This window comes from Nocardioides sp. GCM10027114, assembly GCF_042659625.1.
GTDB lineage: Bacteria > Actinomycetota > Actinomycetes > Propionibacteriales > Nocardioidaceae > Nocardioides.
Genome location: NZ_JBHSSS010000029.1, coordinates 241,396 through 255,231 on the forward strand (window position 1 = coordinate 241,396; position 13,836 = coordinate 255,231).

At 72.4% G+C, this 13,836-nt stretch carries 14 protein-coding genes; 8 read left to right on the forward strand and 6 right to left on the reverse strand.

Annotation, left to right across the window (positions count from 1 at the left end; translation table 11 throughout):
- Positions 1–9: 9 nt before the first annotated feature.
- Positions 10–522 (forward strand): histidine phosphatase family protein, encoded by a 513-nt coding sequence (locus ACFP2E_RS17960; RefSeq protein WP_378524288.1) that lies wholly within the window; start codon positions 10–12, stop codon positions 520–522.
- On the opposite strand, the gene ACFP2E_RS17965 is transcribed toward ACFP2E_RS17960, so the two are convergent.
- On the reverse strand, positions 523–1,503 hold the full coding sequence (locus tag ACFP2E_RS17965; RefSeq protein WP_378524287.1) for a CorA family divalent cation transporter: 981 nt from the start codon (positions 1,501–1,503) through the stop codon (positions 523–525).
- 45 nt (positions 1,504–1,548) lie between these two features.
- On the opposite strand from ACFP2E_RS17965, the gene ACFP2E_RS17970 reads away from it, so the two are divergent.
- Together ACFP2E_RS17970 and rlmN are read left to right on the forward strand one after the other, a co-directional pair.
- Positions 1,549–1,905: a hypothetical protein gene (locus ACFP2E_RS17970; protein ID WP_378524286.1), complete on the forward strand. Its 357-nt coding sequence runs from the start codon at positions 1,549–1,551 to the stop codon at positions 1,903–1,905.
- A 70-nt stretch (positions 1,906–1,975) separates the two neighbouring features.
- Complete coding sequence (rlmN, locus tag ACFP2E_RS17975) at positions 1,976–3,139, forward strand: 23S rRNA (adenine(2503)-C(2))-methyltransferase RlmN (protein ID WP_378524285.1); 1,164 nt, start codon at positions 1,976–1,978, stop codon at positions 3,137–3,139.
- Between the two features lie 51 nt (positions 3,140–3,190).
- On the opposite strand, the gene ACFP2E_RS17980 is transcribed toward rlmN, so the two are convergent.
- From ACFP2E_RS17980 to ACFP2E_RS18000, 5 genes are all read right to left on the reverse strand, one after another.
- Positions 3,191–4,297: an LOG family protein gene (locus ACFP2E_RS17980; protein WP_378524284.1), complete on the reverse strand. Its 1,107-nt coding sequence runs from the start codon at positions 4,295–4,297 to the stop codon at positions 3,191–3,193.
- 22 nt (positions 4,298–4,319) lie between these two features.
- Positions 4,320–5,240 (reverse strand): serine protein kinase RIO, encoded by a 921-nt coding sequence (locus ACFP2E_RS17985; RefSeq protein ID WP_378524283.1) that lies wholly within the window; start codon positions 5,238–5,240, stop codon positions 4,320–4,322.
- A gap of 160 nt (positions 5,241–5,400) precedes the next feature.
- Complete coding sequence (gene ddaH / locus ACFP2E_RS17990) at positions 5,401–6,162, reverse strand: dimethylargininase (protein WP_378524281.1); 762 nt, start codon at positions 6,160–6,162, stop codon at positions 5,401–5,403.
- A gap of 42 nt (positions 6,163–6,204) precedes the next feature.
- Entirely contained in the window at positions 6,205–7,575 is a 1,371-nt protein-coding gene (locus tag ACFP2E_RS17995) for an NAD(P)/FAD-dependent oxidoreductase (protein WP_378524280.1), read from the reverse strand.
- Positions 7,560–8,033 (reverse strand): Lrp/AsnC family transcriptional regulator, encoded by a 474-nt coding sequence (locus tag ACFP2E_RS18000; RefSeq protein WP_378524279.1) that lies wholly within the window; start codon positions 8,031–8,033, stop codon positions 7,560–7,562. Before ACFP2E_RS18000 ends, ACFP2E_RS17995 begins: the two co-directional genes overlap by 16 nt.
- A 183-nt stretch (positions 8,034–8,216) precedes the next feature.
- Between ACFP2E_RS18000 and ACFP2E_RS18005 the strand changes: the two genes are divergently transcribed.
- Genes ACFP2E_RS18005 through ACFP2E_RS18025 form a run of 5 tightly spaced genes read left to right on the forward strand, consistent with a single transcriptional unit; the run spans position 8,217 to position 13,828 of the window.
- The gene (locus ACFP2E_RS18005; protein WP_378524278.1) at positions 8,217–9,458 is read left to right on the forward strand and encodes a PotD/PotF family extracellular solute-binding protein; all 1,242 of its coding nucleotides are present in this window, start codon (positions 8,217–8,219) and stop codon (positions 9,456–9,458) included.
- Positions 9,458–10,603 (forward strand): ABC transporter ATP-binding protein, encoded by a 1,146-nt coding sequence (locus tag ACFP2E_RS18010; protein WP_378524277.1) that lies wholly within the window; start codon positions 9,458–9,460, stop codon positions 10,601–10,603. The genes ACFP2E_RS18005 and ACFP2E_RS18010 overlap by 1 nt, the downstream gene beginning before the upstream one ends.
- On the forward strand, positions 10,600–11,514 hold the full coding sequence (locus tag ACFP2E_RS18015; RefSeq protein ID WP_378524276.1) for an ABC transporter permease: 915 nt from the start codon (positions 10,600–10,602) through the stop codon (positions 11,512–11,514). The genes ACFP2E_RS18010 and ACFP2E_RS18015 overlap by 4 nt, the downstream gene beginning before the upstream one ends.
- Entirely contained in the window at positions 11,511–12,317 is an 807-nt protein-coding gene (locus tag ACFP2E_RS18020) for an ABC transporter permease (protein ID WP_378524275.1), read from the forward strand. Before ACFP2E_RS18015 ends, ACFP2E_RS18020 begins: the two co-directional genes overlap by 4 nt.
- Positions 12,314–13,828 (forward strand): CoA-acylating methylmalonate-semialdehyde dehydrogenase, encoded by a 1,515-nt coding sequence (locus ACFP2E_RS18025; protein ID WP_378524274.1) that lies wholly within the window; start codon positions 12,314–12,316, stop codon positions 13,826–13,828. Before ACFP2E_RS18020 ends, ACFP2E_RS18025 begins: the two co-directional genes overlap by 4 nt.
- Positions 13,829–13,836 lie beyond the last annotated feature (8 nt).

Consider the following 13,836-nt stretch of genomic DNA (forward strand, 5'->3'; position numbering starts at 1 on the left):
GCGCGGGACTTGCTCCACCTCGTCCGGCACGGCCGCCCCCTCGTACGCACCGGCGTGCCCGCCCATGACTGGGAGCTCGACCCGACGGGCTTCGACGACGTCTGGGCGCTGCGCGAGTCGGGACGGCTCCCCGGGAACGCCCTCTGGTTCTGCTCACCGGAGCCCAAGGCCACCCAGACGGCCCAGCTGCTCACCGAGGTCGAGGTCGGGGTCGTCGACGGGCTGCGCGAGCACGTCCGCGACAGCACCGAGTGGTTCGACGACTTCCCGGGCGCCGTGCGGCGCGCCTTCGCGGTACCGGCAGCGGCGGCGTACGACGGCTGGGAGCCGATCGCGGACTGCCGGGCCCGCGTGGTCCGCGCGGTCAGCGGGATCCGGTCGGCCCACCCGGACGACGAGCTGGTGCTGGTCGGCCACGGGACCGCGTGGACGTTGCTGGTCTCCGAGCTGACCGGTCGGCCGCCCGACCTGTCCGCGTGGGAGCGTCTGGCCATGCCCGACCTGCTGGTCGTGGACGGGTGATCACCACCAGCCCTGGCGCCTCGCCCAGCGCAGCAGCAGGAAGCTGATCCCCGCCATGACCGCGAGGACGCCGGCCAGCAGCAGGAAACGGGTCTCGTCGTTGACGATGAGGTTCATGCCGTAGATCGAGGCGAGCGCGGTGATGGGTAGCGTGACCGCGGCAATCACCGCGAGCCGCTCCATCGCCACGGTCATCTTGGTGTGGACCTTGGTCTGGTAGAGCTCGATCACCCCGGAGAGGAACTGCGACTCCCCGTCCGCCAGGGAGCGGACCCGGGCGAACTGGTCGGCGAGGTCGCGGACCTGCCCGGCCTGACGCGGATCGAGGTCGGGCCGGATCTCGCCGAGCCGCTCCCAGATGTCGTGGCACTGCGCCGCCATCGTGCGCGTGGTCGTCAGCTCGTGGCGCACCAGGAACATCGTCTCCAGCAGGCTCTCGGGGTCCCGGAGCTGCTGGTCGAGCACCTGCCGCTCCAGGCCCGGCAGGCGGGCCGCCACCTCCCGGACCATCGCACTCTGCCGCCGGGCCACCGCCGAGGTGACCGCGTAGCAGACCTCGAGGGGTGAGGTGGGGCGCAGCCGCCCGCCCTGGATCCGGGCGAGCACCCCCTGCGTCTCGACGAGCGCGTGCTCGAGCTCGACGTCGGGGTTGATGGGGCCGTGCACCGTGACGAGGTGGCGGTCGGCCACCAGCTGGTCGAGCTCGAGCAGGTGGACGTGGCCCGCGGGACCACGGAACGGCGACTGGGTGGTCACGAACACGTGGTCGCCGTACCCGTGGACGGTCGGCACGTAGTTCCGGCGACGGCAGGCCTCGACGACCATCTCGTGGCACCCCAGCCGGCGCAGCACCCCCTCGGCGTCGTCGTCGAACGTCGGCACGTCGATCCAGGTGAAGCCGTCGCCCCTGGCGAGCAGGTCCTCGAGGTCCGGGGGTCCGTGGCGGTGCGCCCCCGCGGCGTCCACGAACCAGATGTCCACGTGTCCAGCGTGGCGATTCCGGCGACGTCTGCCAAGATCACCACGATGAGCACCGAGCAGAGCACCCGCGACCCGGGGCGCGACCCGGACGCGCCGCTGGACTGGTGGCACCGCGACCACCCGACGTTCACGGCGCTCACCGGGTTCTTCACCGGCATGCTCTTCGTCACGGTCGTGCCCGGCGGCTTCGCCGCGCTGCTGCGGCTGCTGCTGCCCTACGAGCGGGCCGAGGAGCTCTTCCCGTACGTGCTGCTCACGCTCGTCATCCCGGCGGCGCTGGTCGCGGTGCCGCGCACCCGGAGGTTCGGCCTGTACTTCCTCCTCGGCCTCGTCCTCACTGCGCTGGTGGTGCTCGGGGTAGCGTCGCTGGTGCTCTACTTCATGGTCCGCTACGACGGCTGACGCCGCCGCCGGGCGGGGGAGCGGGCGCGACGGTTTCGGCCGCGCCGCGCCGGATGGGATGATGGCTCGGATGTCCACCCCCGAACCCGGCTCCGAGCCCACCTCCGAGTCCGCCGGCGCCGCCCCGCTGCCGCTCGTCTTCGACGAGCCGCGCGGCCGCCGGAAGCCGCCGCGACACCTCGCCGACCTCGACCCGGCCGGCCGGGCCGAGCTCGTCTCGTCGCTGGGCCTGCCCGGCTTCCGGGCCCGGCAGCTGTCGACCCACTACTTCGGCCGCCTCGTCGACGACCCGGCCGAGATGACCGACCTCCCCGCCGCCCAGCGGGACGAGCTCGTGACCAGCCTGCTGCCCCCGCTGATGACGCCGCTGCGGACCATGGAGGCCGACAAGGGCACCACCCGCAAGACGCTGTGGAAGCTCTTCGACGGCGCGCTGGTCGAGTCGGTGCTGATGCGCTACCCCGACCGGGCGACGATGTGCGTCTCCAGCCAGGCCGGCTGCGGCATGGCCTGCCCGTTCTGCGCCACGGGCCAGGGCGGCCTGCAGCGGAACATGTCCACCGCCGAGATCGTCGAGCAGGTCGTCGCCGGGGCCCGCGCCCTCGCGCGCGGCGAGGTCCCGGGTGGGCCCGGCCGCGTGTCCAACGTGGTCTTCATGGGCATGGGCGAGCCGCTCGCCAACTACAAGGCGGTCATCGGCGCCGTCCGCCGGCTCACCGACCCGACCCCCGACGGCCTCGGCATGTCGGCCCGCGGCGTCACGGTCTCCACCGTCGGCCTCGTGCCGCGGATCAACCAGCTGGCGGAGGAGGGCATCCCCGTCACCCTCGCGCTGTCGCTGCACGCGCCCGACGACGAGCTGCGCAACGAGCTGGTGCCGATCAACACCCGGTTCTCGGTCGCCGAGACCGTCGAGTCGGCCTGGAACTACGCGCGCACCACCAAGCGTCGTGTCTCCATCGAGTACGCCATGATGCGCGGCATCAACGACCAGGCCTGGCGCGCGGACCTGCTCGCCGACGTCCTCAACTCGTACGGTGACTGGGGCTGGGTGCACGTCAACCTGATCCCGCTCAACCCCACGCCGGGGTCGAAGTGGACCGCGTCGGACCCGGCCGACGAGCGCGAGTTCGTCCGCCGCCTCGAGGCCAAGGGGATCCCCACCACCGTGCGGGACACCCGGGGCCGGGAGATCGACGGCGCCTGCGGCCAGCTGGCCGCGACCGAAGCGTGAGAGCGCGGAGCGCCAGCGGAGCGGTCGAGCTGCGAGGGAGCAATCAGCCGGCTACGGAGAGCTGACCGTCCCGGGCGGGCTCGCGCCGAGCAGGTCCCGCACCTCCTCGACCGAGTCCGCCAGGTGCAGGTGCTGCTCCATCGGGCGGCCGCGGCCGAGGGCCTGCAGCAGCGGCCAGACCGGCAGCTCCTCGGTCCAGTACCGGCGCCCGAGCAGGATCATCGGCGCCACCGACGAGGGGTCGGCGTAGTAGTTCTCGCAGGCGTCCTGGAAGACCTCCTGCACGGTGCCCGCGGCGCCCGGCAGGAAGACGATCCCGGCCTCGCAGAGCTGGAGCAGGATCGCCTCGCGGGTCGGGTTGTGGAAGTACTTCGCCACCGTGGTGGCGAAGGGGTTGGTCGGCTCGTGCCCGTAGTGCCAGGTGGGGATGCCGAGCGACTCGCTGCCCTCGTGGCGGGACGCGACGCCGCGCGCGGCGCCGACCCACGCGTCGACCGACGGCCGGAAGCCGGGGACGGCGGCGAGGTCGGCCAGCGCGCGGTCGAGCGCCGACTCGTGCTCGGCGGCGAGGTAGGCGCCGAGGTTCGCCGCCTCCATCGCGCCCGGCCCGCCGCCGGTGGCGACCACGTGCGCGTCGCCCAGGGTGCGGCCGAGCCGCGCGGCCGAGGCGTACGCCGGGGAGCCGCGGCGGACGGCGTGGCCGCCCATGACGCCGACCAGGCGCCGCCCGGCCGTCCACGCGTCGAGGGCGCGGTCCACCGCGTGGTCGTGCAGCGCCCGGGCGAGCAGTGCGTCGTCGTCCTCGGTGGTCCGGAACCAGGCGTAGGCCCGGGCGTCGAACGAGTCGCGGTAGGCCGGGGCGTCGTACAGGTCGGCGGGGGAGTAGAGCCGGGAGCGGTACGGGTCGACGGGCGAGGCGGCGAGCTCGGGGAACACGAGGGCGCCCCGCGCCTCGAGCACCGCCTCGACCCCGAGCGCGAACCGGCAGCCGAGGAAGGTCGCCCCCGCGACGTCGCACGCCGCGAGCACGTCGCCCCGGTCGGTCAGGTCGACCGACGCCACGCGCCAGCCCTCGAGCGACCGGGCGCCGCGCGCCAGCCGTGCGTCCAGCTCCGCGAGCGACCCCACCTCGACGACCCGTCCCCGGCTCTCCCACATGGGAGCGAACCTAGGGCACGCGTCAGAACGCGTGCGCCATCAGCTCGCCGAACAGGTCGTGCTCGTCGACGTCGAGGCCCCGCGCCCGGAACCAGGCGCACATGTTCGTGCAGTCCCGGAGCAGGAAGTCCATCCCGTGCGCGTTACCGACGAGGTCGACCACCTGCGGCAGGTCGATGACCACGAGCCGGTCCCCGGCCGCGAGCGTGTTGTACGGCGACAGGTCGCCGTGCACGATCCCGGCCTGGACGAGGGTGGCCATCACCTCGCGCAGCTGCTCGTAGTACGACTCGAGGAGCGCGCGCTCCGGGCGCACCTGGGCCAGCCGCGGCGCGGACCGGACGCCCTCGTCGTCCTCGACGGTGATCCACTCCATCAGCAGCTCGGTGCCGTCGAGCTGGACCGGGTAGGGGACGGGGACGCCCAGCGTCCACAGCCGCTTGAGCGCCTCCCACTCCGCCCAGGCCCACTGCCCGGCGGCGACGGCCCTGCCGTGCGCGCTCTTCCTGGCCAGGGCGCGGGTGTCGCGGGTGTTCCGGGTCCGGCGCCCCTCGGTGTAGGCGGAGGAGCGGTGGAACGACCGGGACTCCTCGCCCCGGTAGCGCTTGGCGACCATCACCACCGACTGCCCGGGCGCGTCCGGCGCCTCGGGGACGGCGCGCTCGAGCAGGTGGGCGTCGGCCTCCTTGCCGGTCTTCAGGACGCCGAGGTCGGTGTCGACCGCGGAGCGGGAGGTGACGACCCAGTCGGGCCGCGGCTCCGGGCCGCGGCACAGCGGCTCGACGTCGAGCCAGGTCGACCAGCGCCGGCCGTCGCCCTCGGGCTCGTCGAGGGCGTGGAAGTCGAAGACGAAGGCGGGGTCGATCCCTGCGAGCCGGTCGTCGACAGCGTGGGTTCGAGGGTCAGAGAGGTGCTGCGGGTCCTGCGAGAGGTCGTGCGTCATCGCGAGAGGTGCTCCGTACGTGGAAGAGGAGATGGACTGTGGGCAGGCCACGGACAGTCGTCGTCATGTCACGCTCCTCTCCTCGGGACGCATCGGGTGCGTCCGGCACACGTCGTTCGGGAGCCATCGTGGTGGGCGCCGCCGGGGCGGCGCAACGGGTTTATCCGCGCAGCCGCACCGACAGGCAGGTCACGCAGCCCTCGAGCTTCTCGAACTCGGAGATGTCGACGGTGACGACCTCGAGCCCGCGCTCCTCGAGAAGGGCGCGGGTGCGCGGGGCCCCGGAGGACATCAGGACCGTCTCGCCGTCGAGCAGCACGACGTGGGCCCCCGGCTCCTCGGGCACGGCGAGGAACCTGTCCCAGGCGTCAGGGTCGTCCACCAGCGGCTCGTAGCCGAGGACGGTCCCGTCGGGCAGGGCGGTCACGGCCGACTTCAGGTGGAGCACCTTGCTGACGGGGACGCCGACCACGGTGGCGCCCAGCGGAGCCAGCAGCGCCGCGAGCTGGTCGACCCCCGCCTGGTTGGTGCGACCGCCAAGGCCGACCCAGACGGTGCCGTCGTGCTTGAGGACGTCCCCGCCGTCGAGCGTGCCAGGCGCCTCGATGCGGGCGATCCGGTAGCCGAGCCCGGCGAGGGTCGTCTCGGTCCCGGCCGTCTCGGGCTTGCGCTCGTCGGCGCCGGGCCGGCTGATGACGGCGAGGTCGCCGTAGACCACGACCGTGTCCTCCACGAAGGCGGCGTCGGGGCAGTCGTCGGCCGGTGGCACCTCGACCGTCTCCCAGCCGGCCTTCTCGAGCGCCGCGACGTACTGCCGCCACTGGTCGAGCGCGAGGTCCGGGTCGACCGGGCGCCGGTCGATGTGGGTGACCAGGCCGTCGGCGAGGCGGGGGCTGGGGCGGCGGACGAGGGCGCGGGGCATGGAGGGATCCTGCCAGCCGGGAACGGCGGTCGCGGGGCGGTCTCAGCCGAGCAGCCGGTGCACGAGACGGCCGACGACGCTCGGCCGGCCGGTCCGCTGCTCCTCCGCGTCGGCGAGCGCGGTGGCGCGCAGCCCGGCGTTGATCCCCAGCCAGCGCAGCGGCTCCGGCTCCCAGTCGCGCGAGCGGTGGCCCACCCACGGCAGCCGGGTGAGCGCGGTGTCCTCGCCGAGCACGAGGTCGCGCAGGGTGCGACCGGCGAGGTTGGAGGTGGCGACGCCGTCGCCGACGTACCCGCCCGCCCACGCCAGCCGGGTCGCCGGGTCGAGCCCCACCGACGCGCACCAGTCGCGCGGGATGCCGAGCGGGCCGCCCCACCGGTGGGTGATGCGGACGTCGGCGAGGGCCGGGAACAGGTCGACGAGGGTCTCGCGGAGCCGGTCGAAGACCCGCTCCTCGGTGTCGTAGGCCGGCCGGACGCGCGAGCCGAAGTGGTACGGCGCGCCCCGGCCGCCGAAGACCAGCCTCCCGTCGGCGGTGCGCTGGCCGTAGATCACGAGGTGCCGGTGGTCGGCGAACGTCGGCCGACCGGCCAGCCCGATCCGCTCCCACAGCTCGTCGGGGAGCGGCTCGGTGGCGATGACGAGGGAGTAGACCGGGACGACGGTGCGGCGGTGGCCGGGAAGCGTGGCGGTGAAGCCCTCGGTGGCGCGGACGACCGTCCCGGCGGTGACGCTGCCGTGGTCGGTGGTGACCCGGCCCGGGACGATCTCCTGCACCGGGGAGTGCTCGTGGAGGGTGACGCCGGCCGCGGTCACCACGTCGGCGAGGCCGCGCACCAGCCGGAGGGGGTGGACGGCGGCGCAGTCGGGGGTGAAGGTGCCGCCCAGCACCCGGGTGGCCCCGACCATCGCGGTGGCCTCCTGCGCGCCGAGCAGGCGCAGGTCGTCGGGCCCGCGGCCCCAGCGGCGGGCGGCCACGACCTCCTCGCGGGCCCGCGCCAGCTGTGCGGGGGAGCGGGCCAGGGAGACGCTGCCGCCCTTCGCCCAGTGGGCGTCGATCCCCTCCGTCCCGAGGACGCGGCCCACCTCGTCGACGGTGGCCCGCATGGCGGCGTGCTGCGCCACGGCGGCCTCGCGCCCGGCCCACCGGGCCAGCGTGGCGGGGCCGGCCGGGAAGAGCGCTGAGCACCAGCCGCCGTTGCGGCCGGACGCGCCGAAGCCGGCGGTCTGCGCCTCGAGGACGACCACCCGCAGGTCCGGCCGGGCCCGCGCGAGGTAGTAGGCGGTCCAGAGCCCGGTGAAGCCCGCGCCGACGACGGCCACGTCGGCGTCGACGTGGCCGCGCAGCGGCGGCCGGGGCGCGACAGCCGGCGCAGTGTCCGCCCACAGGCTGGTGCTCAGCGCACGCCCCACGAGTAGGTCTGCTTGCGCAGCTGGAGGTACATGAACGTCTCGGTCGAGACCACGCCCTCGATGCTGCGGATCTGGCCGGAGATGAGGTCGAGCAGCGCCTCGTCGCTCTCGCAGACCAGCTCGGCGAGGATGTCGTAGGAGCCGGCGGTGACGACGACGTAGTCGACGGCGTCGAGCTCGGCGAGCTTGTCCGCGACCGGCTCCAGCGGCCCGGTGACCCGGATACCGACCATGGCCTGGCGGGCGAAGCCGAGCTCGAGCGGGTCGGTGACGGCGACCACCTGCATCACGCCGTTGTCGATGAGCCGCTGCACCCGCTGCCGGACCGCGGCCTCGGAGAGCCCGACGACCTTGCCGATCGAGGCGTAGGAACGCCTGCCGTCCTGCTGCAGCTGCTCGATGATCGCCTTGGAGACCTCGTCGAGAGGCTGCGGCGAGCGGTCGCTGTTCCGGCTCATGGCGCGAATCGTGTCAGTAGCCTGACCTCCGGGCAAGCATCCGCGAGTCGCTGCGCGGTACCTGATTTCGTTGCAATATGGATGCACACCGACGGAATCGCTTGTAGCGGCCCCCGAGCCGTGACACGATCCGAACGCCACAGGCCTGCGGAGCAGGGTCTGGTGACTGGAGGAGGACGCAACATGACCATCAGGCACCCCCGTGCCGGGGCCGACGCGGCCGACCGGCTCGCGGCCCGCATCGCCCACGAGCTCGGCTCCTCCGGCGGCTTCTCGCGGCGCGGCTTCCTGCGCGGCGCCGGGCTGTCGGCGGTGGTGCTGGGCTCCGGCTCGTTGCTCGCCGCCTGCGGCACAGAGGGGACGGTGCAGTCCGAGGAGACCTGCCAGAGCACCGACCGCAGTGACACCGAGAAGCAGCTGGTGTTCTCCAACTGGCCCCTCTACCTCGACGAGAAGGGCAAGAAGTACCCCACGCTCGACGACTTCCAGTCGCAGACGGGGATCCAGGTCACCTACCAGACCGACATCAACGACAACAACCAGTTCTTCGCCAAGATCCGCAACCAGCTCGGCGCGTGCGAGCCGATCGGGCGCGACATCATCGTGATGACCGACTGGATGGCGGCCCGGATGATCAGTCTCGGCTGGATCCAGGAGCTCGACATGTCGGCCATGCCCAACGTCGAGGCCAACCTCACCGAGAGCCTCCGCGACCCGGCCTGGGACCCCGGCCGCCAGCACTCCGTGCCGTGGCAGAGCGGCCTGACCGGCATCGCCTACAACTCGAAGCTGACCGGCGAGGTCAGCAGCTTCGAGGAGCTCGTGACCCGGCCCGACCTCGCCGGCCGCGTGAGCCTGCTCAGCGAGATGGGCGACACGATGGGCTTCGTGCTGAAGCTGGTGGGCGCCGACCCCAACGACTTCAGCGAGGACGACTGGAACGCCGCGCTCGAGCGCCTCGAGGAGATCGTCGCCTCCGAGCAGATCCGCCAGTTCACCGGCAACGAGTACACCCGCGGCCTGGCGAACGGCGACCTCGTGGCCGCCGAGGCGTGGTCCGGCGACGTGGTCGCGATGCAGTACGACAACCCGGAGATCAAGTTCGTCCGGCCGACCGAGGGCCTGTCGCTGTGGAGCGACAACATGATGGTCCCCAACCAGGCCGAGCACCGCGCCAACGCCATGGAGCTCATGAACTACTACTACGACCCCGAGGTCGCGGCCCGGCTGGCGGCGTGGGTCAACTACATCTGCCCCGTCGAGGGAGCCGAGGAGGCCATGGAGCAGGTCGACCCGTCGCTGGTGGGCAACCCGCTGATCTTCCCGTCTGAGGAGGACCTGGCGCAGACCTTCGCGTTCATGCCGCTCGACACGAAGACGCGCGAGCAGTACGACAAGCAGTTCAACGCGGTGATCGGTGCCTGATGGCCGAGCTGACCGGGACGACCGGACGCGGTGACCTCGTCCTCCGCGGGCTGACCAAGCGGTTCGGCCACTTCGTCGCCGTCGACGACCTCGACCTCGATGTGCCGGCAGGGTCGTTCTTCGCGCTCCTCGGCCCGTCGGGCTGCGGCAAGACCACGACGCTGCGGATGATCGCCGGGCTCGAGCACCCCACGGCGGGCTCGATCTCGCTGGCGGGGGAGCCGATCACCGACCTGAAGCCCTACCGCCGCCCGGTCAACACCGTCTTCCAGAACTACGCCCTGTTCCCGCACATGACGATCGCGGACAACGTCGCGTTCGGGCTCCGCCGGCAGGGGCGCAAGGACGTCGATGCGGCCGTCAGGGAGATGCTCGAGCTCGTCGAGCTCCACGGGCTCGCCGGCCGCAAGCCGGCCCAGCTCTCCGGCGGCCAGCAGCAGCGCGTGGCGCTGGCCCGGGCGCTGATCAACCGGCCACAGGTGCTGCTGCTCGACGAGCCGCTCGGCGCGCTCGACCTGAAGCTGCGCCGCCAGATGCAGATCGAGCTCAAGCGGATCCAGACCGAGGTCGGCATCACCTTCGTCCACGTCACCCACGACCAGGAGGAGGCCATGACCATGGCCGACACGGTCGCGGTGATGAACGGCGGCGTGATCGAGCAGATGGGCCCTCCGGCCGAGCTCTACGAGCACCCGCGCACCACGTTCGTGGCGAACTTCCTGGGGCAGTCCAACCTCATCCGCGGCGAGGTGGCCGCGGCCAACGGCCAGGACGTGCGGGTGAAGGTCGAGGGCTCGCTGCTGCTGGCGCCCCACGAGCGCGCGAGCCAGCGCCAGGGCGAGGTCTGGGTCGGCGTCCGGCCGGAGAAGATCTTCCTCTCGCGCACCGGTGACGAGTCGGCCGACGACCCGAACGTGCTCCGCGGTGGCGTGGTCACCGACGTGTCCTTCGTCGGCGTCAGCACGCAGTACCTCGCGCGCATGCCCTGGGGGCAGGAGCTGATGGTCTTCGAGCAGAACACCGGCGCGCGGGAGGGCTTCACCGTCGGTGAGGCGGTCGACCTCCACTGGCGCCCCGAGCACACCTTCCTGCTCGGCGCCGACCAGGACGCGACCGCCGGGGTGGAGCGCGAGGACCTCGGATGAGCCTGCACCTCCCCACCCGTCGGGCAGCCGACGGTCAGGCACAGGCGGCGCCCCCACCGGCCGAGGGCCGCCGCTCGGCGCGGATCGCCTACCTGCTGCTGCTCCCGCCGGGCCTCTGGCTGGGCCTCTTCTTCGTCGTCCCGCTGTTCACGCTGGTCAGCACGTCCCTCTACGACCCGTCGGGGTCGCTGGAGATCGGCTACCGGATGACCGGCGAGGTCGCCAACTACGCCTCGGTGCTCGTGGAGTACCGCTCCCACCTGCTGCGGTCGCTGCTGTACGCCGGCATCGCCACCATCGCCTGCATCCTGCTCGGCTACCCGCTGGCCTACGCGATCGCGTTCAAGGCAGGCCGGTGGAAGAACCTGATGCTGGTGGCCGTCATCGCGCCGTTCTTCACCTCGTTCCTGATCCGCACCCTGTCGTGGCAGTTCCTGCTGGCCGACCAGGGCTGGGTGGTCGACGTGCTGCAGTTCCTGCAGCTGCTCGACGAGGACGGCCGGCTGCTCGCGACGCCGCTGGCGGTCGTGACCGGCCTGACCTACAACTTCCTGCCGTTCATGGTGCTGCCGCTCTACGCGTCGCTGGAGAAGGTCGACCCGCGGCTCCACGAGGCGGGCGCCGACCTCTACGCGTCGCCGTTCACGACCTTCCGGACGGTGACCCTGCCGCTGTCGATGCCGGGCCTGGTGGCCGGCACCCTGTTGACGTTCATCCCGTCGGCCGGCGACTACATCAACGCCGAGCTGCTCGGCACGACCAGCACCCAGATGATCGGCAACGTCATCCAGAACCTCTTCGACGGCGGCAGCTACCCGGAGGCGGCGGCGCTGTCGGTCACCCTGATGGCGATCATCGTCGTGCTGGTGCTGCTCTACATCCGGCGCGCCGGGACGGAGGACCTGCTGTGACCCGCGTCGGCCGGTGGATCGGCGAGCACCTCGTCCTCGGCCTCGGGCTGCTCGTGCTGCTCTACCTGAGCGTGCCGATCTTCGTGGTCGTGCTGATGTCGTTCAACGCCCCGCAGTCGCGCAACAGCTACCAGTTCGACGGCTTCACCCTCGACAACTGGCTCAACCCGTGCGAGCCCAACGGGATGTGCGAGGCGGTCGTGCTGTCGATCCAGATCGGGCTGCTCGCGACCATCGGGGCCACCCTGCTGGGGACGCTCATGGCCTTCGCCCTCGTGCGGCACCGGTTCCGCGGCCGCGCGACGGTGAACGTCTTCACGTTCCTGCCGATGGCGTCGCCGGAGATCGTGATGGGCTCCTCGCTCCTCGCCCTGTTCGTCTCCGCCAACCTCGCCGGGGCGCTGGGCTTCTGGACGATCCTCGTCTCCCACATCATGTTCTGCCTGAGCTTCGTCGTGGTGACGGTGAAGGCGCGGCTCGCCGGCCTCGACCCGCGGCTGGAGCAGGCGGCGATGGACCTCTACGCCAACGAGTGGCAGACCTTCTGGCGGGTGACGTTCCCGCTGGTCTTCCCGGGCATCCTGGCTGCGGGGCTGCTGAGCTTCTCGCTGTCGTTCGACGACTTCATCATCACCAACCTCAACGCCGGCCAGGAGGTCACCTTCCCGATGTTCGTCTGGGGTGCGGCGCAGAGGGGCATCCCGCCGCAGATCAACGTCGTCGGCACGGCCATGTTCGTGCTCGCGCTCAGCCTCGTCCTCGGCAGCGAGCTGCTGGGCCGGCGCCGGGCGAGGGCGCGATGAGCGGCCCCGCCCCTCACGGGCAGACGATCGGTCACTGGCGGCAGGGTCGGCGCTGGCCGGGCGACGCGGAGCGGTGCGGGGACGTCTACGACCCCGCCACCGGACGGGTCCGGGCGCAGGTGGCGCTCGCCAGCGGCGCCGAGGTGGACGCTCTCGTCGCCGAGGCGCGTGCCGCCGGGCGGGAGTGGGCCGAGGCGTCCCTCGCCCGACGTACGGCGGTGCTCTTCGGCTTCCGCGAGGCGCTGGTGCGCCGGCGCGAGGAGATCGCGGCCGCCATCACCGCCGAGCACGGCAAGGTCCTCGACGACGCGCTGGGCGAGGTGCAGCGCGGGCTCGAGGTCGCCGAGTTCGCGTGCGGCGCGCCCCACCTGCTCAAGGGGTCCTACAGCGACGGCGCCTCGACCGGGGTCGACGTGCACTCGCTGCGCCAGCCGCTGGGCGTGGTGGCGGTGATCTCCCCGTTCAACTTCCCGGCGATGGTGCCGCTGTGGTTCGTGCCGTTGGCCGTCGCGTGCGGCAACGCCGTGGTGCTGAAGCCGTCGGAGAAGGACCCGTCCGCCTCGCTGCTGATCGGGGAGTGCTGGGCCGAGGCCGGGTTGCCGCCGGGCGTGTTCAACGTCGTCCAGGGCGACAAGGTCGCCGTCGACGCGCTGCTCGAGCACCCGGATGTCGCCTCGGTCTCCTTCGTCGGGTCCACGCCGGTGGCGCGGTACGTCTACGAGAACGGCACCCGCCACGGCAAGCGCGTCCAGGCGCTCGGCGGCGCCAAGAACCACATGGTGGTGCTGCCCGACGCGGACCTCGAGTCGGTCGCGGACGCCGCCGTCAGCGCCGGCTTCGGCTCGGCGGGCGAGCGCTGCATGGCGATCTCCGTCGTCGTCGCCGTCGACCCGGTCGCCGACGAGCTCGTTCCCCTCGTGGCCGAGCGGATGGCCGGCCTGCGGACCGGTGACGGCCGGCGTGGCTGTGACATGGGGCCGCTCGTGACGGGGGAGCACCGCGACAAGGTGGCGTCGTACGTCGAGGCCGGGGTGGCCGCCGGTGCCAGCCTGGTCGTCGACGGTCGCGAGGTGGTGCCGGACGGCGACACCGACGGGTTCTGGCTCGGCCCGACGCTGTTCGACCACGTCGAGCCGGGGATGCCGGTCTACGACGACGAGATCTTCGGGCCGGTGCTGTCCGTGGTGCGGGTCCCGACGTACGACGACGCGCTCGCGCTCGTCAACGCCAACCGCTACGGCAACGGCACCGCGATCTTCACCACCGACGGCGGCGCCGCCCGCCGGTTCGAGCGCGAGGTCGAGGTCGGCATGGTGGGCGTCAACGTGCCGATCCCGGTGCCGGTCGCCTACTACTCGTTCGGCGGCTGGAAGAGCTCGCTCTTCGGCGACTCGCACGCCCACGGCGTCGAGGGCGTCCACTTCTTCACGCGCGGCAAGGTCGTCACCACTCGTTGGCCCGACCCGGCCACCCGCCACGGGGTCGACCTGGGCTTCCCCCAGCAGTCCTGACCCCGCGA

Coding starts and splice junctions, on each gene's coding strand:
- ACFP2E_RS17970 (WP_378524286.1), top strand. CDS start 1,549: ATGAGCACCGAGCAGAGCACCCGCGACCCGGGGCGCGACCCGGACGCG.
- rlmN (WP_378524285.1), top strand. CDS start 1,976: ATGTCCACCCCCGAACCCGGCTCCGAGCCCACCTCCGAGTCCGCCGGC.
- ACFP2E_RS17980 (WP_378524284.1), bottom strand. CDS start 4,297: ATGTGGGAGAGCCGGGGACGGGTCGTCGAGGTGGGGTCGCTCGCGGAG.
- ACFP2E_RS17985 (WP_378524283.1), bottom strand. CDS start 5,240: ATGACGCACGACCTCTCGCAGGACCCGCAGCACCTCTCTGACCCTCGA.
- ddaH (WP_378524281.1), bottom strand. CDS start 6,162: ATGCCCCGCGCCCTCGTCCGCCGCCCCAGCCCCCGCCTCGCCGACGGC.
- ACFP2E_RS18000 (WP_378524279.1), bottom strand. CDS start 8,033: ATGAGCCGGAACAGCGACCGCTCGCCGCAGCCTCTCGACGAGGTCTCC.
- ACFP2E_RS18005 (WP_378524278.1), top strand. CDS start 8,217: ATGACCATCAGGCACCCCCGTGCCGGGGCCGACGCGGCCGACCGGCTC.
- ACFP2E_RS18010 (WP_378524277.1), top strand. CDS start 9,458: ATGGCCGAGCTGACCGGGACGACCGGACGCGGTGACCTCGTCCTCCGC.
- ACFP2E_RS18015 (WP_378524276.1), top strand. CDS start 10,600: ATGAGCCTGCACCTCCCCACCCGTCGGGCAGCCGACGGTCAGGCACAG.
- ACFP2E_RS18025 (WP_378524274.1), top strand. CDS start 12,314: ATGAGCGGCCCCGCCCCTCACGGGCAGACGATCGGTCACTGGCGGCAG.